Source organism: Rhodococcus sp. JS3073, assembly GCF_026810085.1.
Taxonomy (GTDB): domain Bacteria; phylum Actinomycetota; class Actinomycetes; order Mycobacteriales; family Mycobacteriaceae; genus Rhodococcus_F; species Rhodococcus_F wratislaviensis.
The window spans coordinates 22,936-45,307 of sequence record NZ_CP113952.1; the positions used below are offsets into that span (position 1 = coordinate 22,936).

A 22,372-nucleotide genomic window follows, 5' to 3' on the forward strand; every position below is an offset into this window, starting at 1 on the left:
CTGACCAGTCCAGTCCAGTATCCGCCGTGTCGAGTTGCAACACTAGCGATCCTGGTCCAGCTGCATACTCGGGGAGACGAGTTCGGGAAGACGGTAACGGGTCGCAGTCAGCCTGCCGTCAATCACGGAACGGACGGTCCGAGCGCTCCTCCGCCGCCACCGTGCGGATGCCCGCCACGGCATCGCCGAGTACCGCGTGTCCGATGACAAGGGGCTCGTCGGGTTTCGTGGCGTCGATGTCCGACTGCATCAACGACATCTGCATCGCCGCCAGCGCCACCGACTCCGGACCACTCCAGCACCCCGATCGGATCACCATCACTCGTGGACATGACCGCCCCTTCCCACCCATCCAGAAGGGCCAGTATCACCAATCGGTCCGACACCGCTGCTCAGACACCCGCGGACCACCGCGATCGGTCAGTCAGCCTGCACCTCAGTGTCATTCACGCGAATGACACCCGTCATCGCACGCCATGAGCCACGGCGGTGACTGCCTCAACCAGCGCAGCCTCCGGCAGAACGTCCGCGGTGCGGCCGCCCGCCTGAACGCGGTAGCAGCTGAACGAGCAGTTCAACGGCTGTGCGCTGTTAGTTCGACCGCTCGCGGTTGCCGTGCCAGGGCCATCGGATTCCTCGCGTCCTCACGGATCCCACCCTCTCCGGGACCTGGCCGGGGTGAACCGAGAAGGCCTGCAAGGATGACGAGATGAACTGGAAGACCACCCTTCTCACCGTGGCCATAGGCGTCGCAGCCGCGCTCGCGATATCCTGCTCGCACCCTGACGATGCGACGCCGATCGCTGCCCCGACGAAGCCTTGCGGCCCGGGGACACCGATCTTCTCGTGCCCCGGTGACCCGATTGTGTCATTCACCCCCACTACTGCCCCCTACACGTCGCCCGAGGGACTCGTCACCGCCCGGCACGACTCCTGCGACTTCGGACCCGAGCTACTTCGCTACCTCAAGACCGGCGACAACGAGGGCAACCCCTGGTATGACCAGCACTACGCCGCCGACGTCGGCATTCCACTCCCACAAGCACGTGCCATCGCGGATGCAGCCATAGAACGCTGTGACGACACCCTCGACGAACAGGAAGCACAAACCTCTCGCGCCGCATCACAAAGTGCCGCCGCGCCGACCAGCGCCGCCCGCCAAGCTGCCCTAGCAGAAAACGAAGCCGCAGCGTGCGGGCAGATCGGCGGCGTACTCACACAACGAGGCGGCGGTGACACCTGCAGATCCGCCACCCCGGACGCCCCCGGGAACGACACCACCCACACCCGCTGCTCCCTCGGAAACATCAACTTCAACCCCGACGGCAGCCTCATCGAGGAACAACTCGAGTTCGCCCGACGCCAGTACCCCAAGTGCTACACCTTCTAGCTCTGCTTCCCTGAACCGTGACAGCACGCCCACTCGACACAGGAATCTCAAGCGATCGCGAACGGAGCGATGGAAGCACCACCACAGCCGGTCCGTTTCGCATTCCGAGGGATGAGCCTCCGTAGCGTCTACGAGCCCCCGCGCCAGCACAATCCCGACAAGATCCCTTCCACGCGACCGCCCCAGCCCTCATCGCCCCCGGAGCGGACGGGACCCGCCTGGTGTCCAGGGTGTCGCCCATCCGAGAAGACGAAGGAACCACCTTCCCGGGAAGCTGACCATCGACCAGAGCAGCACTAGCCCGTACGTGAGATCACGCACCGACGCTGATGCGTCAGATCGATAAGGCCGATCGTCGCCCCCGATTCGCTGTACACGGCTGCGACGATGAGATATTCACCAGATCGACCGGCAACGCGTTCCGGGCGGGGCAGTGAGCCGGTCTCGCTGCGAAGTGCGAGCGCTGCGTCCGGGCACCGTGACAGGATCACCGGTATGGATGAGCGCACCCGGCCGGTCAGCGAAACACAGGTGACCGTGGCAATGGACTACGGCCAGTTCTGTCTCGACGGCGGCCTCGGAGATCCGGACGTCGAGCTCGCCCTCCTCGAGCGGGCCCAGGCCGATCAACCCAGCGCCGGCAACGGGGCCATGCTGCTGGTGCTGTGCCCCCACCAGAACAACTTCCAGATGGCGGTGACCGTGCAGGTGTGGCCGACACGACCGCCCGCGGACCGGGATCAGTGGCAACAGGTCAGCGAAGGGCGCCTGGAAGTCGACGGCGGGGTGCTGGTCGTGTCGTCACCGACGACCGACCCGGTGGAGGTCGCCGTTCCTTCCGGCCGGTACACCGTGGAGGTCTCCGGACGGGGATTCGTCAACTACGGGTGGCCGGGATCGACGACACCGGGCGATGTGTGGCGGATCCGGCTGTGGCCGTACGACGGGATCACGAAGGCCCCGGCCCAGATGTGGGACATGCCCGGCTTCGGCGTACCGGACAACACGCCAGCCCCAGCACCCAACGAGACGCAGTCAACTGGTGGCGGCTCCTCGGCCACCGGCACCATCGCCCCCACCGCGATCAACAAGCCCACGGCGATCGACTTCGACGCACATCCCGAACTGCGCGGGGTGCTCGCGTTACGCGATTTCGACGACTGCGCTCCGGACGTTGCAGCCGCGATCGTGGCGATGGACCCGCAGACCCAACGGCGCCTGGCGCAATGGGCCGCAGTCCGTGCCTTCGAGTTCGCCGGACTCACCGACCGACCCTGGATCACACCGGCACTGACGGCCCTGTCTAGTGGTGAACCACTCCCGGCACCCTTCGACGATCCCCAATCCGCGTCCAGCCGTCTCGCGGCGGAGAACCTTCCACCCGAAGGACGAGGCGGCACCTACCGCCCGAATACGGCGCCCGGCGGCGAGAAGTCACCGACCGCGAAAATGTTCGACCACGGACCGATTCACCGCCCGTACTACGCAATGCCCGCCCTGTTCAGCGCGGCAGACCCACGACCGATCGTCGCAGCCTTCCAGGCGTTGTCGCACGCCTGCGCCACCTACGCCGAACACGTGGACACACTCCTCGCCGCGACCCGCACCGAGTTCCACATCCCCGCATAGACCGTCACGGACAGCACAACCCTGACCTCGGACGAGACTCATCGGACTACACCTCGTGGCGCTCAGCCTCGCGGCAATCCTCAGCCGTGATCAAACGAAGCTCTCGCGACTGAGGTGTGCCGTCGCGTCGGGCGGGATAAGGGTTCCAAGAGGAGAATTTTCGGACCATAGGCCATTGAAATCGAGCATTGGCTTGATGCTTTCGGCCAGCTGGCCTGAGGTGTTTCCCTCCAAAGCATCCTCGCCGACTACCCGCCCGGCAGCCGCAAGGATGTCGGCAACCTGCACGCGCGGATCCGACTTTGAGTCCACCAGACTGATTGAACGAAGATCCACCGAAGGCATCAAGAGCCCACTAATACTTACTCGGGCCTTCGCAGCTTTGACCAGTAACTCAGTCGCTTCCTCGTTGAGCGCCCAATGCTCGTCGTGAATGAATGCGATGGGCACGTCGCCAAGACGTAATCGCCAACTGGTCGCGACCCAATTCAGTGTGGGAACGATCGGCTCTAACTCGCGGAGTAGCGATTCCGATGGATCCTCGAACTGGCGAGCTTGCTCACGAGCCTCCCACACGAGGCCGAGGATCTCCGTGACGCGCCTGCGCTTGCTCCTGAGACGGACGTCGTCAAGCAGCGCGACAAAGTCGGAAAAACTGGGGTGGATCGAGTTGGATCTCTTCTTGGTGCGGACAAGACTGTTGAATCCGACGAGTAGGCGTTTCCAGTCGGCTTCTCCAAGCGCACGGGGGCCGAGATCGAACAACTGATTGGCGATCGCCCGCTCGTATGCGTTGATGTTCAGGCCGTGTGCGTGTGCATCTTCTTCGATCAGGAGCGAGACAATCTTTCCGACAACGAAGAAGCTCTTATCCGCGAGATAGATGTTAACGCGTCCAGTAAGCGGCCCATCCGGCCTGAGTACTTCGATGAGGTGTCGCCGGTTCGCTGGTCGCAGCAGAACCTTCGACTTCAGCTCCTGCGCGCTCGACCTGGTGCGACCGGCGAGATCAGACATGATCGCTTCGGCCTCGTCCACCGACAGGTTCACGCTCGCGTGCGAAAAGACGCTGTGAGCAGCCTCCATGAGGTTCTCGCCTTCGGAACCTGACTCATCGCATGCGATCTCGATCAGTTGGGTCACGACCACACCTGCGTTGCTGCCTTCATACGTCTCCTAACTTGGGCACGCCCCACGTGTGAAAGCAAGGCGTGGTACGACGGGTCCGCGATGCCGCGTCTGCTTGCCGGCGCCAATTGAAGCCCATTGCGCGTATCAAAGCAGACCGCGCCGACGTAGTTTATGCGGCCTTCAACTTCGCGATGTAGATGTCGATCACGTGAATGACACCTCACTGCATGCGTGTGATGCCGCGTGCCATCACATATTTCGATGATTCACGAAACCGTGCCGTCGCCCGTTGGCGCCGCCGAAGCAACCGTCGTGCAGGTACCGCGGCGTGCCGGGATGTCGTGACCAGCACATACACCCTCCCGGCGCCTGACCTGGTGGACGGACGAAGCTCGACCTCGTGATGTTAGCTCCTCCGTGGGCGGGCCGGGCAGGCTCGGACATCCCGCGGAAAGGACCGTCGTGGATAGCTCGCGGGAAACCCCGCGGCATCCCATTTCCCCCGGAGAACCGACCCACGGTATCTGTTACGTCCGGTTCGTCTGGTATTTATCTTCCCGGGGATTCCGGGCAAACGATCAGCTGCCCATGTCCGCCATCCCGCATCATTTGGATTCGAAGGACATATCGATGGGCAACCACACCATCCCCAAGCGGCCAGCAACCCCCGGCCGCGGACCCAACCCCACCGGCCGACTGGAACACCGCCCCTTCCGGGGGCGGCCGCAGCGTCGGTGGTGAGACCGGACCGAGGCCACCACAGCAGCCGGTCCTTTCAGCAAACTCCGAATCACACAGAACCGCAGTGCTGTTCGCAACCAACGGGTGGATGCCGTGTAGGCCCACACACTCCCCAGTAGACGCACGCACCATCATCGCCACATGGCCGCGATCAAGCCGCGGCCCGGCCGTCAGCCATTCACATCAGGAGAATTCACGTGCACAGCAGATCGACAACGATGCACCCCCGGACCACACGAGCGGTCCTCGTCGGCACCGCCACCCTCGCCGCCCTCGCCGCAGCGGCATCCCCGGCGCTGGCCGGACCGGCCAACCCCTACACGATCGAAGGCGTCACCCAGGTCGTCGAGATCATCGATGGAGACACCATCGTCACCCGACACCCCACCAGCGGCGAGACGCTCACCGTGTCCGTCCTCGGCATCGACGCCCCCCGAAGGCCACGACTGCTGGGCAGCACAATCGACCCAGTTCGCGAACGATCACCTCCTCGGCCGGGCAATCCAACTCAACCCCGAACCGACGCAACCCGACACCGACAGTGCGGGCCAGGTCAACCGCTACGTCGCACTCGACAACGACATGGACGGCGACTACGCGATCAAGGCCGCCCGCGAAGGCGCCGCCCGCGCCTACACCGTCCACTACCTGCGCACATCGGACCGGTTGATCGACGCCGAAGCCGCCGCCCGCGCCGCCGACCGCGGACTGTGGACCTGCGACGGCGGAACCCCGGCGCCGAGTCCCGTGCCGGCACCGCAATCTCGCCCCGCACCCACACCGCCCACCCCAGCGGCCCAGGCACCTTCGGGGAACGTCGTCAAACCCGGTGCCTTCTGCAGCGGCGGCACCGGCGTCACCAGCACCGGAACACCGATGGTCTGCGCACCCGGCTCCGACGGACGCAACCGGTGGAAGGCAGCGAGCTAGAACCATCCGCCCGGCCGCCGGGTGGTGACGGTCGAGCGCAGTCACGCGGTGCCGCGGTACCGGCTCGACCGAACACCGGCAGTGGGGCGCGCCTCCTGTGAGGTGCACCCCACTGCGCGTTCGCGTTCGCTTCCCGGGGATGCCCACCATCCGCCCGCAGATGACCGTGGTGCACCGGCCCTCACCCCCGAGAGTGTTCACGGTCCTCGACCGGGCGCGCACCGACTCCGCGGCCGGTCGAGGGGGCGTCGTGTACCGCGGGTGAGGTCACCGGGCGTCGGCGCCCACCGCCGGGGCCCGAGTCAGCACCCGAGCCAGCGCCACCGTGGCCGTCAACACGGCGGCCACGACCGCGACGACGCACACGAACGTCGCAGGGACGGTGGAATACCCGAACAGCCCAGCGACGCCCACACCCGCGGCCGTGGCCATCAGTGCACCGACCGGCAGCAACACCGCCAGCATCCGCACGGTTCCCGCGCGCCGATCATCACCCGCCGCGGCCAACACCCACCACACTCCCAGCAATGCGCACCCATACGCCAGCACCGCACTGCCGGCGTAGAACACCAGCACCACAGCCCACTCCACCGCGATGCCCACCGTGGCCGTGAACACGACATATAACAACACCAGCATCGGCGACAACCCCACGGTGACACCGCCCAGGGCCGCGGCGACAGTCCGGCCCAGCAGGAACGTGCGCCGACCGCGGAGTTCGTCCGCACTCGCCGCGTCCCGCACCACCCGCCACCTGCACAGCCACAGCACCATCCCGCAACCGGCCCCGGCCACCGCGGCGCCGACGAGCACGATCACCGACACGATCGATGGATCGGTCCACGCCGGCTGGAACGACGTCGCCACCGTGTACGGCCGCGACGTAAACGCGGCGAACACCACCGCCGCCACCAGCCCGACGACCACACCCGCAACCCCGAAGATCCCGCTCTGTCTCCCCACCCGCCCATCGTGTCATCGAAATGTGCTCAGATACCGGCAACCGCGGCCACCGGCGGTTCCCCAACGCACATATGCGACCTTCCCCATCCACAATGCCGCGCGGGAATCGTCACGTCAGGTGCGCCGGGATACCTCGCACCCCTCGCCGGCACCGCTGCGGCGGCGGACAACCGCCGACCGCCGACCGCCGACCGCCGACCGCCGACCGCCGACCGCCGACCGCCGACCGCCGACCGCCGAGGATCATGATCCCCACAGGCTCATAGCCTTCGCGGCACGATGGCCACGCTGCACATCAGGGCAATGTCGCAGCTCACGCGACCGGCATCGTGGCCTGAGCATCATGGAATGCTCGCTCGATCTCGACCGAAATCCGGCCGCGGGCGGACACCTCGTTACCCGCCCCGATCGCCCACTCACGAATCTCCCTCGGCGACTTCTTCGCCGGAGCCTTACTCGCCACTTCCCTCTTCGCCGGAGCCTTCGCCGCGACCGACTTCGTCGCGGCCGACTTCCCCGAAGTTGCCTTCGTCGCGACTGTTTTCTTCCCGGCCGTCTTCGTCGCGACGACCTTCTTCTCCGCCGGAGCCTTGCTCGCCGCTACCCTCTTGACCGAAGCCGCCGCGGCGGTCTTCTTGGCAGCAGTCTTCTTCGCGGCCGTCTTCCTTACTACTGGCGCCGTTATTGTCTGAGCCTTCTTCGCCTGAGCGTCATGGAAGGCTTGCTCGACCTCGACCGGAATCCTTCCTCGGGAGGACACCTCGCGACCATCCGCGATCGCCCAATCGCGAATCTCCCTGTTCGTCGTATTCGCCGGAGCCTTACTCGCCACATCCCTCTTCACCGGCACCTTCGCCACGACCCGCTTCTTCACGGCCGCCTTCTCCGCAGCCGCCTTCGTCGCAGCCGCCTCCGTCGCGCCTACCTTTTTCTCCGCCGGAGCTTTGCTCGCCGCTGTCGTCTTGACCGGAGCTGCCGCGGCGGTCCTCTTGGCGGCTGGCTTCTTCGCTACCGTCTTCTTTACCGGCGCCCGTTTGACCCGAGCCTTCTGCGTCTGAGCGTCGTCGAAGGCTTGCTCGACCTCGGCCGAGATCCTCCCGCGGGAGGACACTTCCAAACCCTCCCCGATCGCCCACTCACGAATCTGCTTGGTCGTTTTCCTCGCTGGGGCCTTGTTCGCCGCTCTCTTTGCGGGGGCCTTTTCCTCGACTACCTTTTGTGCGGGCCGCTTCTTCGCAGCCGTCGTCTCCGCGATTTTCTTTTTCACAGCCGTCTTCTTTGCCGCCGGCGGTTTGACCTGAGACTTCTTCGCATGCGCGTCATGGAAGGCTTGCTCGATCTCGGCCGAAATCCGGCCGCGGGAGGACATCTCCAAGCCCTCCCCGATCGCCCACTCACGAATCTCCTTTGTTGCCTTCTTCGCCGATTCTTCGGAACCCCTCGGTGATACCGCCATATTGTTCTCCTTCTCGCCGGGCAATCGTCGAACGCACACAGTAGCGGCATTTCGGTCCTTTCACCGCCAGCGGATCGAAACGGCGACCAATCACACGCGGGCCGCAGTGATTTCCGAGGCCCCGCGCCCCTCACGCTTTCGCCCGGCAGGACAAACACAGAGCACCGTCTGTCGACGGTGCCGAGGACTCAGGACTATTGCGACCAACCAGGCCTGGCATTTCCTGATTCGTCGCGTGAAGAACAAGTTCGAATATGGTTGCGCTGCCCTTGAATTCGTTAACTGGCAGTCAGCGCGGCGGAAGCTTCGGGCTTGCACAGCAGTCTAGGGGCTGCCATGACGCGAAACGCAGCCCAGCACAGAATAACGGTGGGAAAGTGTCCGAGCCCGCCATCACGGCCGCGAGGAGCCTGAGCGGAAGCAACACCTAATACCGTGCTTTCCCAACGGATCTACGATCCCATTACGGGTTATGGACACTACAGTTATGGCAGTGGCGGGGTTGTTGAAGAACACCAAATCCGCATCCGTCCGCACCGTCACATCGGCCCCGAACTGGAAGACGAACAACTCGACCGTTCCCTGCCGGGCGCCGGTCACCTCCACCGTCGTCGGCGTGTCGGTCGGGCTGTTCGCTCCGCGAGTCAATGAAGTCATGGTGTGTGCCGGCCCCAGGGCGGGGCCGAGTCCTTTCCTTCGTCAAGGGGTGTGACGCAGAACCGGCTGTCACCGGGGCGCATTCATGCCACGCCCTCGATAACTCCGTCGTGGCGGCAGCAGCCAGGCCCCGTTACGTCCGACCCAAAACATCGGTGACCGATGCCAGGACTCTGCACGGACGGAAATCAGTTCCGATCCCACGGCGACCGTTCAAGACTGTTGAGCTCATCGAGAACCTGGTCGACGGCCGTGGTCGGGATACGGACATCGTTGCCCTCCGAGTCTCGGAGGCGGTCACGTACGTAGGCGAGCATGGCGAGTTCACGCTCGAGGTCTGCTGCGGTTCGGTCGCTCACAGTCTCATCCTGCCCTGGGGTGGGTTGTGATCCGAACTGTGCCACCCGGCGACGTCGAGACGAAGGCTGGCGGTGTGGCACGCGTGCCAATACTTCCTTCAGGGGACATGTCGTTTCTGCTGTTCAGCGGACCATTCAGCCGGTCCGGTCGTGGGCGGTGCGAACTCCCGTCGCCCTGTCGGCCGGGGCGCCGTGGCCCCGTACCCTTTGTCCCATGTCCGCAAGCACCGGAAACCCCAGCGCCGACCAGGCGCTGCCGTCTCTGGCCACCGTCGACATCGCAGCGGATCCGCACCTCATCACAGTGGCGGCGCGAACCGGAACGGACATCGAGCTGCGGATCCACACCTCCATCGCACCGTTCGACGTCGGGGCAGAACAGTGGTTCCCCGCCGTGGCCGGGTTCGCGGTCACGGTTATCGTGCACACCCTCGACGCCGAGACTGGTCGGCCGCGGTATCTGCCGCCCGCCGAGCCCGCCGAGTGGGCGCGGGCGATCTTCTCCACCGCCGGCGCCTCGCACGGATACTTCCTCGGCGCCGTCGACCCGGACACCGGCAGCCACCGAGACGGGCAGCTCGCATACCGCCTCTACCTCGACACCGACCGACAGGCGATTCCCGTGCCCCCACAGGTGCTCACCTGCCCGCACTACCTGCTCTCCGCCATCGACGGCAGAGAGCAGATCACCATCCCCACAACGGCCTGACGATCACCGACGCTGCGGCGCAACCGAAACTGCTCTTGACCTGCCATGACGACACGTCCCTCCGCACCCCAGCGCACGCGGCCGCCAACCACGGCCGGCCATTACGGCGGTGACGATGCGCACCTCACGTCACAGCATCCGGAGATCCCCGTACGCGTGGGCTCGGGTGCTGATCGTCTCGGTGAGGTCGGTGACCGTGGCCGCGGGCGTCGAGGTCGATGAACCGTTTCGTCGCCCGTTCTGGGGTGGTGCGAGTTCTCGGCCCGATTGCTCGAGTAGTTCGAGCGGCGATGCCCGACCGATGCGATCAGCCCGCGTTGGGCGACCTGGTAACTGCCGGGCTCGTCGGTGACGATCATCCGCGCGTACTCCGCCCCAGGAGGTTGAAGTCGCAGCACACGATGCCCCCGAAAGCGTGACGAGCCACCGCACCCTCTAGTCTGGCGGGTCCGAACACCCGGAGTATGAGGAACGATCAGTCATGGCCACCGACTACGACGCACCACGAGTCACCGAATCCGACGAGACGGACACCTCCCTCGAACAGCTGACCGCCAGCCGGAAAGACATCCAGTCCCCCGTCGTGGACGTCGAGGACGCCGACACCGCCGAGTCCTTCGAACTGCCCGGTGCCGACCTCTCCGGTGAAGAATTCACCGTCCGCGTCATCCCCAAGCAGTCGGACGAATTTACCTGCACGAGTTGCTTTCTGGTCCACCATCGCAGCCGCCTCGCCGATACTGGCCAGCTGCTCTGCCGGGACTGCGCCTGAGAACGTCGATCAATCGGAGTGCCTGGCCACTGCGGGATCCCGGCTTCCCGGATTCGGTCGTCATCGCCGTCGCTGAGTAACCTCTCCCCTCGCGCGTGGGCTCGTGGCCGAGGCGTTGCGGATTCACATCCTGGCGGGTGCCACGTGGCACGGACGAAAAAGGTCAGGGCTCGGGTCGGTCGGCCGGAACCTGCGGGTAGACCACCACACCGTTCTCCTTCACCCACGTCTCGTCGCCACCGTCGGCATGCTCGACGAGCAGCTCGACCGTCGGGATCTCCGCGGACAGTGGGTGATCGAACGCGGCCCGGGCGTTACGCGCGCACACCGTCTCCTCGGAGCTACCGGTGTAGAGGGCGTCGATGACGAAACCCGGGGTGAACCGGCCACCGAACCCGTCACCGCCGCGCAGCGCGTCCTGCCGGCCCCGCCACCACCGGGTCAGTGCCCGGGCCCGGGTGATGTGTTGGGGTGCTTCGAAGTCGAGGATCGTGAACTTCTCATAGTCCGCGTACGCGAGGTCCGTCAGCAGCCGTGGTCCCAGCCCGGGCCAGCTGAACGTGCCCTCGAGGACCAGGTTCTCTCCCCGGGACAGACAGATCTCGGTGATCATGTCGAGGAGTTTCGTCGACTCGGTGTGCACCAGGGTGGCGAGCTCGCGGGGCATCAGCCGGTGCCCGTCCGCGAGGTCGATGCTCAGCAGGTCGGTGTAGACGCCCTGCTCGATCGCATCCCGCAGCAGGTAGTCCTTGATCGTGTCCGCATCGAGCACCCGCCACCCCTGCCCGGCGAGGTGCCGGCGGTCGATACTCGACGACTTGCCCACCCCGGTGGGCCGGCAGTCGCCAAAGCCAGGAACTGACGGCCGACAGCGACGTCGGTCTGCTCCGCCAGGTAGACATCGACGATGCCGTCCCGGGTTCGGCGACGAGCGACCGGGTCGAACAGGTGGATCGAGGCGGAGGGGCCGTCCTTGTCGAGGATCCCGCCGGGCCGGCACCAAACCTCGAGGTCGGCGGCAACAGCGGCGGGGTCAGAGTGCATTCGCCTGCGCACGCCGGTCGGCCGTGGCCGCGAGCAGCACCCGGTAGTCGTCGTCGCTCAGGAGGTTGCGGGAGCGTTCGATCTGATCCCAGGTGCCCCGCACGTAGCTCTCCCCGAGCGGATCGTCGCCCGGGACGTGCCCGAAGGTGTAGTCCCAGGCCACCAGTTCGGTCATCATCCGCTCGTGGTCGATCCGCTTCGCGGCATGCTCGAGCAGCACCTCCCGCGGAGAGCGGTCCCGGGCCGCCGGGTTCAACCGCAGCTTCTTCACGATCCGGCTGACCTCCGGCTGCGTGACGGCCAGGTTCTTCGCGATCACCCGCTGCGGCACCTGATTGTCCGTCGCGTACGCCACCGCACGCAGCAACTTGATCTGCAACAACTCCTTCTCCGCCGGGATCGCCCGCAGATCACGCTCCACATCCGCCAACGCCATCACACACCACCTTCAACTGCAGTTATACAAAATTGTATCACCGCTACGACCAACACCGGATCGAAGGTCGCGACGGCGTGAGGTGGAGCTGTCTAACTGAACGTGTTTCTATTCCGTCGCGAGCGCGCTGACCTGCCGAGGTCCGGGACCACGGGTGTGACTCACCCGACCTAGAACGACGTGAAGGACTCCGTCGACGAGGCGGTCGCCGAACTCGCGCAGTCTCGGGCGGTGATCGAGCAGGCCAAGGGTGCGCTGATGCTGGTCTACGGCATCACCGCCGACCGGGCGTTCGACGTCCTGACCTGGCGCTCCCAGGAAACCAACACCCGGCTCCGCACGATCGCCGACGAGATCGTCACCCGGTTCGGCGAGTTCGACCCCGACACCGGGCTACGGGTGCGGTTCGATCATCTGCTGCTGACCGCCCACCAACGAGCCGGCAACCGGAGTAGGTGACGGTTCTGCGGGCTGGGTAGTCAACCCGCAGAACCTGGACCGAGTCCTCGACCGGTCGAGCCCCGCCCCTGTCTCCCGCTTTCCCCGAATCCCGAGCACCGAATCCACCGGGCACGGTTCCGACCGAGTTTGAGTTGATCGAGGACCAGCGCCGTCCCGCCGACCGCGGCCAACGATCGGCCACAGCACCACACCGGTCACCGCGACCGCACCCATGGTCAGCACGGCCGCCGGGGTCGAATGACTTCCGCGCGGCAGGTGGTGTGTCAGCCGGCTGCGGGGCCGGGCTGATCCGACTTGCGGCGATGGGTGGGCTGGAGTTCGGTGTTGATGCGTCGGGCCTCGGCGACTTGGTCTTCCAGGATGATGATCCGGCACGCGGAATCGAGCGCGGTGCCCTGGTCGATCAGTTCACGGGCGCGGGCGGCGAGACGCAGCTGGTATCGGGAGTAGCGGCGGTGGCCGCCCTCCGAGCGCCCGGGCGTGAGCAGCTTCGCGGCGTCGAGGCTGCGCAGGAATGCCTGTGTCACGCCGAGGATCTCGGCGGCATGTCCCATGCTGTAGGCCGGGTAGTCCTCGTCGTCGAACTTCCCGGCCGGGTCATGGTCGGGCGAATCTTCCTGAATGGGGGTGACACCTTTCAACGGACAGGGCCCCCGGCGCCGTGAGGCACCGGGGGCCGGAGCGGGTTTCACTACCTTGTTCACTGCACTTCTTCCGGCTGTCGGGCCCTTCGTGCCGCCCGGCAGCCGCCGGATATGCCGGGGCCTTACACACTCACATCAACCCTTGCCCGGCACATCCTGGTCTTGCGGTACTTCTCTGCGGGCAGTTCATCCTCTCCCGCACTAAGTGAACTCTTTCCTTGCGACGAGAGGAACTCTACAACGACGACGCCTCAATGTCTACATTGGCCACTACAGAAATTCTGGAGTCGGTTGACCAGGGATTTCATCCGCGTCAGGGGCGAGTCGGCTCTGTCGACGTTGCCGGGCTGTCGCTCGACGGATCGGCTCTCGTTGATCGATGACGGGCGGCGAAGTCGGCAGTCACTGTGGGTGTCGAGATGTCGGCTTCCTCAGATCAGGTGTGGTCGTCCCGGTCCGTCGTCGGGGGTGGCAGGATCACTGGTATCGAGAATCGGGAATTCGATGTGAGTGCCGGATCCATATTTAGGGAGTCTGGGCATGGCGCAGGGCATTGTGAAGTGGTTCAGCGGTGAGAAGGGCTTCGGTTTCATCGCGCCGACGACGGAACTCCGGACGTCTTCGTGCATTACGCGGAAATCTCGGGCAGCGGTTTCACGTCGCTCGATGAGAACCAGCGTGTGGAGTTCGAGGTGGGCCAGGGACAGAAGGGCCCGCAGGCCACGAATGTGCGGGCTGTCTAACTAACCTGCGGGACCGCACCCGCCGGGTGCGGTCCTCATTCGATAGCCGGATGAGGACCCGCTAACGGTGCGGCTTCCTCCATCTGAGGTCTGCGATCTGGGACGGCATGGTGTGTACGGTCACCGAATCCGGCCATCGCCATCAGCCGAAGATCGGGCCGAAGATCGTTACCAACGGGTACACCGTGTACCAGTAATGGTCACCGAGCCAGTACCACATCGGGGAAGGGGACATCGGGGATCCTCTCATCGATCGCACGGCAAGTGCTCGCGGCCACCCCAACCTACGTCCACGTTCGCCCAGCTAGCCGACCCTGTCAACCGAGCCCCACACATCAAGGACGCCAAGCACTCTGAAGGATCGGCGACGGTCAACGATCCCGCTAACGGGATGGGGACCGAATTGAGGATTCCGACAAGTTCGTGAGAATCAGCACTGACACGATGTTGAGAACCCGCAGGTCAAAGATTCAGAGAAGTGACGCTGAGCCGTGGAACCCTACCGTGGTGTTTCCGTATGCCGGAGACGGTGATGTGGTTGTGATGCGGTTGTATAGACGATGGTCGAACGACCCTTGCCGTTGCCGAACGTCACCTTCCGCACTCGGTAGAGCTCATCGTCGCGCCCGGCGCCAGTCACTGTTTCGGTCAGCTCGAATGGCGTGACGTTCTCATATCCAATATGCAAGTCAGTCATTGCACGGCCAGCCTGGGGCCCGGTCCTCAGGTGCTCGTGGCGGCCTCGTCGCCGATGCCGACACAGTGATCGGCGAGAGACGCCTGTTTCTCGGCCGACACCAGGGACCGGCCCGGGGATAGGTGATCGTGCGTTTCGATCCAGACGCACTGCTCCCAGTACGCCAGTGACCGTGCCCGCGGAACACTCATGCGGATCTCCTCAAGGTGCGCGTGGCAATGCCCCTCATCGGAGGGAGATCCGCTCTCTCCAAAACACAAACGCCGCGCGGCAGGTAGATGGATAGCTTCTCGTTGGCGCACCCCTCGGCAACACCAACAAACATCTCGTTCCTTTGTAGCCCTCGGCGTACCCGGCGTCGTCATCCTCAGCTGCCGAAGCGGCGCCGTTCGGTTCAGCTGTTCCCAGGAACCGCAAAGTCGGTATTCCCCCGTGGTCAACCGAATCTGCCGACGCTGCTGAACTCAGCCTCTGTGGGCATGGCGATGCCCGGGGCGTGAAACGTCGGGGTGGTGGTCGGCAAGGTGACGTTCACCGGCAACACTGCCATCGGCGACGGGATCGCGGACGCTACTGTCGTGCCCGTGAGCCGTGATCGCTGCTGTTGCGGTGCCGGCGGTGACCGGCTATGCCCGCGACGGATTTCTCCGGCCGAGGAGAGCGGGCGCGAGCAACCAGCACCCCACCCGCCGCGAGGAATCCGGCCGTGGTCACCGCGGCCACGACCATCGCCGGCGCGGTCAGCGCACCGAGCCCGACCACCAACGCGACACCGGACACCGCACCCAACGCCAGGCAGACCACCCCCGCCAGCACCGTCACGACCCTGACCACGAGCACACTCTCGTCCCCCGGGCGCGAACTCATCGCGTCCCGTCGCCCCGAGCGTCGGGGCCGGCGGCCGGGCACCGACCGGTGCTCGAGACCCGACCGGCCGCGCTTGTTGGTGGGCCGCCGCGGTGTTCGGTGCCGCGGCGGACCCGTCATTGGATGCGGGGATCGTTCTCGGCGCCGGGACGTGGGAGGAGCCGTTGGCCGGTGAGGGCCTCGACGACGCCGGCGATGTCGGTCGTGGACAGTTGTTTCTCCGGCCACGGGTTCGGGATGCGCTCGGGCCGCGGGTTGCCGGGTATCTGATTCGTCATGAGCGGGATGCCCCATCCGGTCGAAGGTGCTGGGCGCGAATCCCACCGTATGCGCGCGCTGCAACCAGGGTGTTTCGCGAAGGTGAGGTCGACATGACTTCTCTCCCCCGGCTCGCCGCCGCGGCCCGGTCGGTCCGGTGCACCGACTGGCCCGCACGGCGGAGCCGGCTGGGCCGATACTGGGCGGGTGCAGCACTTCGCGAACGTGAGCGATTCGCCTGACTCCGCCCTACTAGGAGCTCTTGAAGAGAGTGTTCTTCGTCGAGGAAGCCGGCACGACCTCCAGCCGCTGTAGCTCAGCACCGGCACCGATGACGTCACCGTCAGCTGGTCGAGTATTTGCAGGCCTTTCTCCACTGCGCGCCAGTCCGCTGACAGATCGAAATATCCCAGGAGATCAACGACCTCGGCGACCCACCGTTTCGCGCCGCGTCTGTCACGTCGCAACTGGGCGTAGTAGATCACCATGGCGTCGCTCACCGACTTCTTGCGCTGCCCCCACTTCTCGCCCTTCCGGGCCGCCTCACTGGCCAGTCGCCACAGCTGTGCAACGTCGACGTGCCGATCCAGCACCGGTTCCCTCACCCCTGGCACAGTAGCGATCCAACAGGACAGGTGATAGCGACCCTTCTGCACGTAGCCGATCCCCCGCACGTCGATTCCGGGACACTCGCCGTGATCTCATGCAAGTGCCTGTTGCATGCCTCGACGATCGTCCTCATCGTGTTCGACAAGACCGTTGTTCTGGTCGCATCGGTCACCGGACTGACCCTGCCCCGCGGCGGCCTGGCCATTCTCGGTGAGCCGCTCACCGCTCACCCCCTCATCGGCAAGCCCGACCCGCCGCATACACCGAATCCCCTTGCTCGTGGCGTCATCCATGGCGAGGTCGAACCTGGTGGGAGGGAATCGGAGCACCGCATCCGTTCGTCAACGTGGCGACCCGCACCAATCCCACTGCCTCGAACGGCGTCCTAGTCGTATGAGGCCATAACGTTGGTGACACCGGCACCCGGAGCCGGGAAAAGCACCCTGCCACACGACCACATCCCCGATCTGGACGGGTACCGCAGCCTCGACGCCGACGTGGCCAAGGATCACCTGATCGAACAGGCACTCCGCGACGGGGACTATGCGGAAATACTCGGCACCGAACTCGCGGACGGAGCCCCGCTGGCGCCGCGGGAGCTGGCAGCTTTGGTCCACGACGAATCCACCGCCCTGATCGATCAGATCCGACGGGACTGTCGGAACTTCGGTGGATCTAGCTCTGGCATGTGAATTTAGTTTTCAGTTGCGGTGATTCGGCCTTCGAATGTGATAGCAAACGCATTGAGGGCAGGTTTCCACCTCGTCACCCATCGTGCTCTTCCCTTGCCGGTTGGGTCCAGAGCACGCGTGGCGAGGTAGAGACATTTGAGCGCGGCCTGGTCGCTGGGGAAGTGCCCACGCGCCCGGACTGCCCGCCGGTAGCGAGCGTTGAGTGACTCGATCGCATTCGTCGAACAGATGACCCGTCGGATCTCGGCGTCGTAGTCGAGGAACGGCACGAACTCACTCCAGGCGTTCTCCCACAACCGGACGATCGCCGGATACTTCGGACCCCACTTCGCCGCGAACTCGGTGAAACACTCCCGGGCCGCGGACTCGTTGACGGCGGTGTAGATCGGACGCAACTCCCGCGACATCTCGTCCCAGTACTGCCGCGACGCATACCGGAACGTGTTGCGCAGCAGATGAATCAGACACGTCTGCACCACCGCGAGTGGCCACACCGTGGTGATCGCCTCCGGCAACCCCTTGAGCCCGTCACAGACGGCGATGCAGACGTCTACGACGCCGCGATTGCGGATCTCGGTGAGCACGGCGAGCCAGAATTTGGCGCCTTCGCCGCCGTCGCCGGCCCACAACCCGAGGATGTCGCGCTCCCCGGCGGTGGTGACACCGATGGCGACGTAGACGGGTCGGTTGGCGACCTGACCGTCGCGGATCTTGACGTGAATGGCATCGATGAACACCACCGGATACACCGGGTCGAGAGGTCGCACGGACCAGTCGGTCATCTCCGCGATCACCTTGTCGGTGATCTTGCTGATCGTCTCTCTCGAGACCGATGCTCCGTAGACGTCGTCGAAGTGCGCCGCGATTTCCCCGGTGGTCAGGCCCTTCGCCGAGAGGGACAGAACGATCTCGTCGACACCGGTCAACCGGCGCTGTCGCTTCTTGACGATCTGCGGGTCGAACGAAGCGTCGGTGTCGCGGGGGACCTGGATCTCGACCGGTCCGATTTCCGTGAGCACCGTCTTGCTGCGGCGTCCGTTGCGGGAATTACCTCCGTTTCGCCCCTCGAACTGGTGTTTCTCGTAGCCGAGATGCTCGTCCATCTCGGCTTCGAGTGCGGTTTCGAGAACGTTAGCGGTGAGCTGGTTGAGCAGTCCGTTCGGGCCGACCAGTTCGATACCCTCGGCTTTGGCTTGGGCCAACAGTTGGTGGGCCAGCTGTTGGTGGTCAATCTTCGACTGATCCATGGGATCAAGTGTTTCGGTCATTGTCTTGCCTTCTCGCCAAGCTAGCTCGGCGTGTCGGCCAGATCCAGTTCAACCGTTATTCCGACAGTCCCGATCCGACGCCTGTGTCTGGACCGCGGCGAAAACGTGCTGATCGAGGGAACCCTCCGCTGGCCAGAACAGGGCCCCAAGGTGTACGAGCAACTCGGTTTCGCCAACTACACCTGGCGTGCGATGCCTCGCGAAGGTGTCCGGACTCTGCGTTGCAGAGCGTTCCGCGGGCACCCGGGGACGCGGGTGTTCAGCTGTCGGTTGCCGGTCCGGGGAGGGGGTTCTGCTGGTGTCGGACGTCCCGGATGGCGTCGGCGAGGTCGGCCGCTGTCGACAGCGCGGGTCGAACATCGGCGGGCAAGAACCGGTGTGTGGTGTCGGTGCTGACGGCGAGCGGCGAGTCCAGACCGCGAAGCGCGTATTCGACGACGATGTCGTCGCGGTCGGCGGGAGAATTCCGATGGTGGCGCCGTCGCCGTGGTCGGGTTTGCGGAGCAGGTCATCGACGGCGTTGACGTAGAAGTTGAGCTTGCCGATGTGTTCGGGCTCGCGTGGCCGATCTTCAGCTCGAAGACGACGAAGCGGCGCAGGCCAGGTGGAAGAACAACAGATCGAGGAAATTCCGACCTCGGAATTTCATCGATTATTCTGATTCCCGGGTTATTCCGAGGCCCGGTGTCGAGCGGCTGCTTTGTGCTTGAAGCCTGGGGTGATGTTGGTTTCGGTTGGTTGGGTGTCGGGATATTGCGGTCATCTGATTCCGAGTAGCCGGTTGAGGATGTCTTCGTTGTCGTGCCAGACAGCCTGGGTTGGCTGGAGTGTCGGGGCGCCGTTGGCGGTGGCCTTCTGGATGGCACGGCGTTTCATTTCGGTGTCGGCGTGGGCGTAGATGAGTGTGGTCTCAGGGTCGGCGTGCCCGAGCCACTCGGTGAGTAGCGCGAGCGGCATGCCTGCCTGGTAGAGGTGCATGGCTCGGGAATGGCGCAGCATGTGGGGGTGCGCTCCGGCGGGCACTTCAGCGCATGTTCGGTGGGCGGCTTGGGCGTGCTGGCGAATGATCCGGGCGGCGTTGTCGTCGGACATGCGCGTCTTGCGGTGGCTGTGGATGGTGTAGAACAGCGGGTCGCCGAGTTGGAGGTCGGGGTGGAACGCGGCGGTATAGCGCCGGTAGTGGGCGGCGGTCTCCTTCGTGATGGGGATGCGGCGGGGTTTGGATCCCTTGCCGAGCAGGTCGATGGTGAGACGTTGGGCGTCGAGGTCTCCGATGGCGGCAGAGAGCATCTCCGCGTCGCGGGCAGCGGTGTCATACATCAAGATCAAGAAGAACTGGTCTCGCAGTCCGGTTCGACTGGACGGATCAGGTTGTGCCAGAAGCGCCTTGATAGCGTTCTGGCTCATGTGAGAGACGGGTTTGGTGGCGGGCGCTTTCATCAGCGGGATGCCTGCGAGATCGGCAAGATAGATGGCCAGTGTCGGCTCGGCGATGGCGGCGTACTTGAAGAACGACCGGATGCAGGCGAGGCGCTGGTTGTAGGTTGCCGCCGTCCAGCTGCGTTCCGCGCGTGTCTGTTCGAGGAACCCCGTGATGCAGGCGCGGTCAAGCATCGGAAAGGTGATCTTGTCGACGGGGACTCCACCGGTGTCGCAGACGTGACGCAGGAGCATGTTCCAGGCGCGGCGGGCAGATTCGATGGTGTGGGGGCTGGCGACGCGTTGCCTGGGCAAGAACACGGTGAACCAGTCGCGCAGGTGCTTGAGGAAGGTGTCGGCCGGTGTGCTCATAGCGGCGGCTCCGGGATGATCCCATCCGCGCTGGTCAGGCCCGTCGCGGCGATCCGCTGGGGCAGCAGGTGGACGTAGTAGGCGGTGGCTGTGTAGGTGGCGTGGCCCATGTAGGCCGACAGGTAAGGCAACCAGACACCGAGGTCGCGCCCTTCGTCGACCCAGCGCGCGAGTGTCCGGGTGGCGTAGTTGTGCCGCAGCGTGTAGGGCGTCGAGCCGGTGGCGACCCCATCGGCTCCTGCCCGAACGCGGTGGTACTGCGCAGTCAGCCAGCGGGGCGGGTAGGGCCGGCCGGGGGCCTGTTCGAAGAACCACTCGCGATCGGGCTGGCGCACGTCGGCGAGCCGGTCGAACCTCGCCAACAGCTCGGTCATGTCGTAGCCGACTGGGACGAGCCGGTCTTTGCGGCGCTTCCCCTGGACGACGGTCAGCACCATGGTGTCGAGGTCGACGTCGGCGCGGCGTAGCCGCCGGGCCTCCTGCGGTCGAAGCCCGCAGCCGAGCATGAGACGGAACACGACCGGGATGATGTGCTCGCGGTACGGGCTCAGCTTCGACGGTCCGATCCGGTCACATGCGTTGAAGAACCGTTCCAGCTCGTCGTCGGTAAACATGTGCGGTAAGCGTCTGGCGGGTTTGCCGATCCAGGCGGACGGCATCACGAACGCATCGGCACCGACGGATTGAAGGTACTTGCCGAAGTTCCGGATGGCATGCATCTTGTAGCCTGACCTGCCCGCCGACTTGCCCTCGTCGCACCACTGTGTGGCCAGTTCCCTTGTCAGGGCGGTGGCGTCGGGATGCTTTGCTAGGCAGAACCGGTCGAAGTTTTGCATCACGAACGGCAGCGGGCCCGTGTAGAGGCCCAGCGAGTCCCTCAGCTCCAGCATTGCGGTGATATGGGAGGCGAACGCACTGTAGTAGTTGGTCATTGCAGCGCCTCCGCCCGGCATCCAAAGCCGGTCAAGGGCAGGTAGCACTCGCGCAGCGAGTCCGTGTCCAAGGCGATGTAGCGTTTCGACGAGTCGATTCGGGCATGACCGAGAATCTGGGCGGTCATCGGCAGTTCCGTACCGGTCTCGATCAGCCTGGTGCCCAGCGTGCGACGTAACGCGTGGAACGTCTTTCCGTCGCCAGCCCTGTGGTGGATGCCCGCCGCGGCCAGATAGCGTCTCATGATCAACGCGCCCGTCGGTCCCGTCAGTTTGACGTGCGGAGCGTAGGCGCGCAGGAACACCTCGGGTGCATCGGAGGCAGGCCTGGCGTTCAAGACATAGTCGGCGACCGCGTTGCCCGCCTCGGCGGTGAGCGGCAGCGCCAGCGTGGCCGAGGTCTTACGCTGCACGATTCTGATCTCATCTCGTCGCCAGTCGATGCTCTCCAACCTCAGATCGGTGATGTCGCCGCAGCGCAGCCCTGTCGACACGGCCAGTCGTACCATCGCGTAATCCCTGTTGCCGACTGCCGTCGCGGTGTCGATCACTGCTAGCAGCCGGGCGACCTCGTCCTGGGTTAAGCGCGGCAAGATCCGAATCCGTCTCGGTGAGACCTGTGACAACATCGCGTGCACTGGAAGGTCGGACAGTTCGAAGTCGTTGAGGAAGCTGAAGAATCGCTTGACCGCCCACACGGTGTTCCCCATGCCCGACCGGTGATTCGGGGCCACGGCCATCAGGAATCCCCGCACGTCGTCCAGCCCGACACTGCCGAAGCTGTCATGGCCACGGTCACGCAGATGAGTAAGCAGCTGCCTGATCTCGCCCACAGCCAACTCGACCGAACCGACTGCCAGGGTTCCCGAGAGCGACTCGTCGAACAAGCGCAGGGCCGTCTCGAAGCGTGATGGAAGCTGCGTCGACATCGGACGCCGCCTGCGCCATGCCACCTTCCCGGCCAGCTTGAACTCGAGCAGCATGTTCGCTGCCTTCTCCAGCGACGACCGGAACACCGGGCCGATATTCCCGCGCTGCAGACGGGTGTCCTGCTCAGCCAGGAACCTGTCGCGGACCTGCTCGTTGTACTCGTCGATCGCGTGGTCGGTGCAGTACCTTGCCACGGTCGCGCAACAGCTCCTCTGATACTTCAGCGATGCCTCAGTCAGTCCGGCACCCCGGGCTGCCGTCA

General features: G+C 65.0%; 23 protein-coding genes and 3 pseudogenes. 11 read left to right on the forward strand and 15 right to left on the reverse strand.

Annotated elements, in window-relative coordinates:
* Positions 1–118: 118 nt before the first annotated feature.
* Positions 119–322 (reverse strand): hypothetical protein, encoded by a 204-nt coding sequence (locus tag OYT95_RS38170; protein WP_268792801.1) that lies wholly within the window; start codon positions 320–322, stop codon positions 119–121.
* A gap of 387 nt (positions 323–709) precedes the next feature.
* Between OYT95_RS38170 and OYT95_RS38175 the strand changes: the two genes are divergently transcribed.
* Together OYT95_RS38175 and OYT95_RS38180 are read left to right on the forward strand one after the other, a co-directional pair.
* Entirely contained in the window at positions 710–1,390 is a 681-nt protein-coding gene (locus OYT95_RS38175; protein ID WP_268792802.1) for a hypothetical protein, read from the forward strand.
* A 495-nt stretch (positions 1,391–1,885) separates the two neighbouring features.
* Positions 1,886–3,019 carry a hypothetical protein gene (locus OYT95_RS38180; RefSeq protein WP_268792803.1) on the forward strand — a complete coding sequence of 378 codons (1,134 nt, stop codon included), beginning with the start codon at positions 1,886–1,888 and terminating at the stop codon, positions 3,017–3,019.
* Between the two features lie 90 nt (positions 3,020–3,109).
* On the opposite strand, the gene OYT95_RS38185 is transcribed toward OYT95_RS38180, so the two are convergent.
* Positions 3,110–4,162 carry a hypothetical protein gene (locus OYT95_RS38185; protein ID WP_268792804.1) on the reverse strand — a complete coding sequence of 351 codons (1,053 nt, stop codon included), beginning with the start codon at positions 4,160–4,162 and terminating at the stop codon, positions 3,110–3,112.
* Between the two features lie 1,086 nt (positions 4,163–5,248).
* Here OYT95_RS38185 and OYT95_RS38190 point away from each other — a divergent pair.
* Complete coding sequence (locus tag OYT95_RS38190; RefSeq protein ID WP_268792805.1) at positions 5,249–5,821, forward strand: thermonuclease family protein; 573 nt, start codon at positions 5,249–5,251, stop codon at positions 5,819–5,821.
* 139 nt (positions 5,822–5,960) lie between these two features.
* Positions 5,961–6,086, forward strand: a complete 126-nt coding sequence (locus tag OYT95_RS38195) for a hypothetical protein (RefSeq protein ID WP_268792806.1) — start codon at positions 5,961–5,963, stop codon at positions 6,084–6,086.
* Between the two features lie 2 nt (positions 6,087–6,088).
* Here the strand turns inward: OYT95_RS38195 and OYT95_RS38200 are convergent, their stop codons facing one another.
* From OYT95_RS38200 to OYT95_RS38210, 3 genes are all read right to left on the reverse strand, one after another.
* Positions 6,089–6,784 (reverse strand): hypothetical protein, encoded by a 696-nt coding sequence (locus OYT95_RS38200; RefSeq protein WP_268792807.1) that lies wholly within the window; start codon positions 6,782–6,784, stop codon positions 6,089–6,091.
* A 313-nt stretch (positions 6,785–7,097) separates the two neighbouring features.
* Positions 7,098–8,240: an Lsr2 family DNA-binding protein gene (locus tag OYT95_RS38205; RefSeq protein WP_268792808.1), complete on the reverse strand. Its 1,143-nt coding sequence runs from the start codon at positions 8,238–8,240 to the stop codon at positions 7,098–7,100.
* 845 nt (positions 8,241–9,085) lie between these two features.
* Positions 9,086–9,256 (reverse strand): hypothetical protein, encoded by a 171-nt coding sequence (locus tag OYT95_RS38210; RefSeq protein WP_268792809.1) that lies wholly within the window; start codon positions 9,254–9,256, stop codon positions 9,086–9,088.
* Positions 9,257–9,470: 214 nt separating this feature from the next.
* On the opposite strand from OYT95_RS38210, the gene OYT95_RS38215 reads away from it, so the two are divergent.
* Together OYT95_RS38215 and OYT95_RS38225 are read left to right on the forward strand one after the other, a co-directional pair.
* Positions 9,471–9,965, forward strand: coding sequence for an N-formylglutamate amidohydrolase (locus OYT95_RS38215; protein WP_268792810.1), 495 nt, complete (start codon positions 9,471–9,473; stop codon positions 9,963–9,965).
* Positions 9,966–10,446: 481 nt separating this feature from the next.
* Positions 10,447–10,737 carry a DUF4193 domain-containing protein gene (locus OYT95_RS38225; protein WP_268792811.1) on the forward strand — a complete coding sequence of 97 codons (291 nt, stop codon included), beginning with the start codon at positions 10,447–10,449 and terminating at the stop codon, positions 10,735–10,737.
* 163 nt (positions 10,738–10,900) lie between these two features.
* Here OYT95_RS38225 and OYT95_RS38230 read toward each other — a convergent pair whose 3' ends face one another.
* Together OYT95_RS38230 and OYT95_RS38235 are read right to left on the reverse strand one after the other, a co-directional pair.
* Positions 10,901–11,563, reverse strand: coding sequence for a hypothetical protein (locus OYT95_RS38230; protein ID WP_268792812.1), 663 nt, complete (start codon positions 11,561–11,563; stop codon positions 10,901–10,903).
* A 207-nt stretch (positions 11,564–11,770) separates the two neighbouring features.
* Entirely contained in the window at positions 11,771–12,217 is a 447-nt protein-coding gene (locus tag OYT95_RS38235) for a hypothetical protein (protein ID WP_268792813.1), read from the reverse strand.
* Positions 12,218–12,391: 174 nt separating this feature from the next.
* Between OYT95_RS38235 and OYT95_RS38240 the strand changes: the two are divergent.
* A pseudogene (locus tag OYT95_RS38240) lies at positions 12,392–12,676 on the forward strand (ANTAR domain-containing protein); the annotation flags it as partial.
* Positions 12,677–12,942: 266 nt separating this feature from the next.
* On the opposite strand, the gene OYT95_RS38245 reads toward OYT95_RS38240, so the two are convergent.
* Positions 12,943–13,383, reverse strand: a complete 441-nt coding sequence (locus tag OYT95_RS38245) for a helix-turn-helix domain-containing protein (protein ID WP_268792814.1) — start codon at positions 13,381–13,383, stop codon at positions 12,943–12,945.
* 480 nt (positions 13,384–13,863) lie between these two features.
* On the opposite strand from OYT95_RS38245, the pseudogene OYT95_RS38250 reads away from it, so the two are divergent.
* Positions 13,864–14,066 (forward strand): annotated as a pseudogene (locus OYT95_RS38250) (cold-shock protein).
* Positions 14,067–14,789: 723 nt separating this feature from the next.
* On the opposite strand, the gene OYT95_RS38255 reads toward OYT95_RS38250, so the two are convergent.
* The 3 genes from OYT95_RS38255 to OYT95_RS38265 form a co-directional block, all read right to left on the reverse strand.
* The gene (locus OYT95_RS38255; protein ID WP_268792815.1) at positions 14,790–14,954 is read right to left on the reverse strand and encodes a hypothetical protein; all 165 of its coding nucleotides are present in this window, start codon (positions 14,952–14,954) and stop codon (positions 14,790–14,792) included.
* 379 nt (positions 14,955–15,333) lie between these two features.
* Complete coding sequence (locus OYT95_RS38260) at positions 15,334–15,630, reverse strand: hypothetical protein (protein WP_268792816.1); 297 nt, start codon at positions 15,628–15,630, stop codon at positions 15,334–15,336.
* Between the two features lie 116 nt (positions 15,631–15,746).
* The gene (locus OYT95_RS38265) at positions 15,747–15,908 is read right to left on the reverse strand and encodes a hypothetical protein (protein ID WP_009480328.1); all 162 of its coding nucleotides are present in this window, start codon (positions 15,906–15,908) and stop codon (positions 15,747–15,749) included.
* Between the two features lie 93 nt (positions 15,909–16,001).
* Here OYT95_RS38265 and OYT95_RS38270 point away from each other — a divergent pair, with 93 nt between their 5' ends.
* From OYT95_RS38270 to OYT95_RS38280, 3 genes and pseudogenes are all read left to right on the forward strand, one after another.
* Positions 16,002–16,130 carry a hypothetical protein gene (locus OYT95_RS38270; protein ID WP_268792817.1) on the forward strand — a complete coding sequence of 43 codons (129 nt, stop codon included), beginning with the start codon at positions 16,002–16,004 and terminating at the stop codon, positions 16,128–16,130.
* Positions 16,131–16,610: 480 nt separating this feature from the next.
* A pseudogene (locus tag OYT95_RS38275) lies at positions 16,611–16,886 on the forward strand (zinc-ribbon domain-containing protein); the annotation flags it as partial.
* A gap of 21 nt (positions 16,887–16,907) precedes the next feature.
* Positions 16,908–17,189 (forward strand): hypothetical protein, encoded by a 282-nt coding sequence (locus OYT95_RS38280; protein WP_268792818.1) that lies wholly within the window; start codon positions 16,908–16,910, stop codon positions 17,187–17,189.
* Between the two features lie 2 nt (positions 17,190–17,191).
* Here the strand turns inward: OYT95_RS38280 and OYT95_RS38285 are convergent, their stop codons facing one another.
* The 4 genes from OYT95_RS38285 to OYT95_RS38300 form a co-directional block, all read right to left on the reverse strand.
* On the reverse strand, positions 17,192–18,457 hold the full coding sequence (locus OYT95_RS38285; protein ID WP_442972594.1) for an IS256 family transposase: 1,266 nt from the start codon (positions 18,455–18,457) through the stop codon (positions 17,192–17,194).
* A gap of 759 nt (positions 18,458–19,216) precedes the next feature.
* The gene (locus tag OYT95_RS38290) at positions 19,217–20,248 is read right to left on the reverse strand and encodes a tyrosine-type recombinase/integrase (protein ID WP_268792820.1); all 1,032 of its coding nucleotides are present in this window, start codon (positions 20,246–20,248) and stop codon (positions 19,217–19,219) included.
* Entirely contained in the window at positions 20,245–21,180 is a 936-nt protein-coding gene (locus OYT95_RS38295) for a tyrosine-type recombinase/integrase (RefSeq protein ID WP_268792821.1), read from the reverse strand. The genes OYT95_RS38290 and OYT95_RS38295 overlap by 4 nt, the downstream gene beginning before the upstream one ends.
* A complete protein-coding gene (locus tag OYT95_RS38300) occupies positions 21,177–22,163 on the reverse strand; it encodes a tyrosine-type recombinase/integrase (RefSeq protein WP_268792822.1) in 987 nt (328 codons plus the stop codon). The genes OYT95_RS38295 and OYT95_RS38300 overlap by 4 nt, the downstream gene beginning before the upstream one ends.
* Between the last annotated feature and the right edge of the window lie 209 nt (positions 22,164–22,372).

Coding starts and splice junctions, on each gene's coding strand:
- OYT95_RS38175 (WP_268792802.1), top strand. CDS start 710: ATGAACTGGAAGACCACCCTTCTCACCGTGGCCATAGGCGTCGCAGCC.
- OYT95_RS38180 (WP_268792803.1), top strand. CDS start 1,886: ATGGATGAGCGCACCCGGCCGGTCAGCGAAACACAGGTGACCGTGGCA.
- OYT95_RS38190 (WP_268792805.1), top strand. CDS start 5,249: ATGGAGACACCATCGTCACCCGACACCCCACCAGCGGCGAGACGCTCA.
- OYT95_RS38195 (WP_268792806.1), top strand. CDS start 5,961: ATGCCCACCATCCGCCCGCAGATGACCGTGGTGCACCGGCCCTCACCC.
- OYT95_RS38205 (WP_268792808.1), bottom strand. CDS start 8,240: ATGGCGGTATCACCGAGGGGTTCCGAAGAATCGGCGAAGAAGGCAACA.
- OYT95_RS38215 (WP_268792810.1), top strand. CDS start 9,471: ATGTCCGCAAGCACCGGAAACCCCAGCGCCGACCAGGCGCTGCCGTCT.
- OYT95_RS38225 (WP_268792811.1), top strand. CDS start 10,447: ATGGCCACCGACTACGACGCACCACGAGTCACCGAATCCGACGAGACG.
- OYT95_RS38235 (WP_268792813.1), bottom strand. CDS start 12,217: ATGGCGTTGGCGGATGTGGAGCGTGATCTGCGGGCGATCCCGGCGGAG.
- OYT95_RS38255 (WP_268792815.1), bottom strand. CDS start 14,954: ATGAGTGTTCCGCGGGCACGGTCACTGGCGTACTGGGAGCAGTGCGTC.
- OYT95_RS38260 (WP_268792816.1), bottom strand. CDS start 15,630: ATGAGTTCGCGCCCGGGGGACGAGAGTGTGCTCGTGGTCAGGGTCGTG.
- OYT95_RS38265 (WP_009480328.1), bottom strand. CDS start 15,908: ATGACGAATCAGATACCCGGCAACCCGCGGCCCGAGCGCATCCCGAAC.
- OYT95_RS38270 (WP_268792817.1), top strand. CDS start 16,002: ATGACTTCTCTCCCCCGGCTCGCCGCCGCGGCCCGGTCGGTCCGGTGC.
- OYT95_RS38285 (WP_442972594.1), bottom strand. CDS start 18,457: ATGACCGAAACACTTGATCCCATGGATCAGTCGAAGATTGACCACCAA.
- OYT95_RS38290 (WP_268792820.1), bottom strand. CDS start 20,248: ATGAGCACACCGGCCGACACCTTCCTCAAGCACCTGCGCGACTGGTTC.
- OYT95_RS38295 (WP_268792821.1), bottom strand. CDS start 21,180: ATGACCAACTACTACAGTGCGTTCGCCTCCCATATCACCGCAATGCTG.
- OYT95_RS38300 (WP_268792822.1), bottom strand. CDS start 22,163: ATGCTGCTCGAGTTCAAGCTGGCCGGGAAGGTGGCATGGCGCAGGCGG.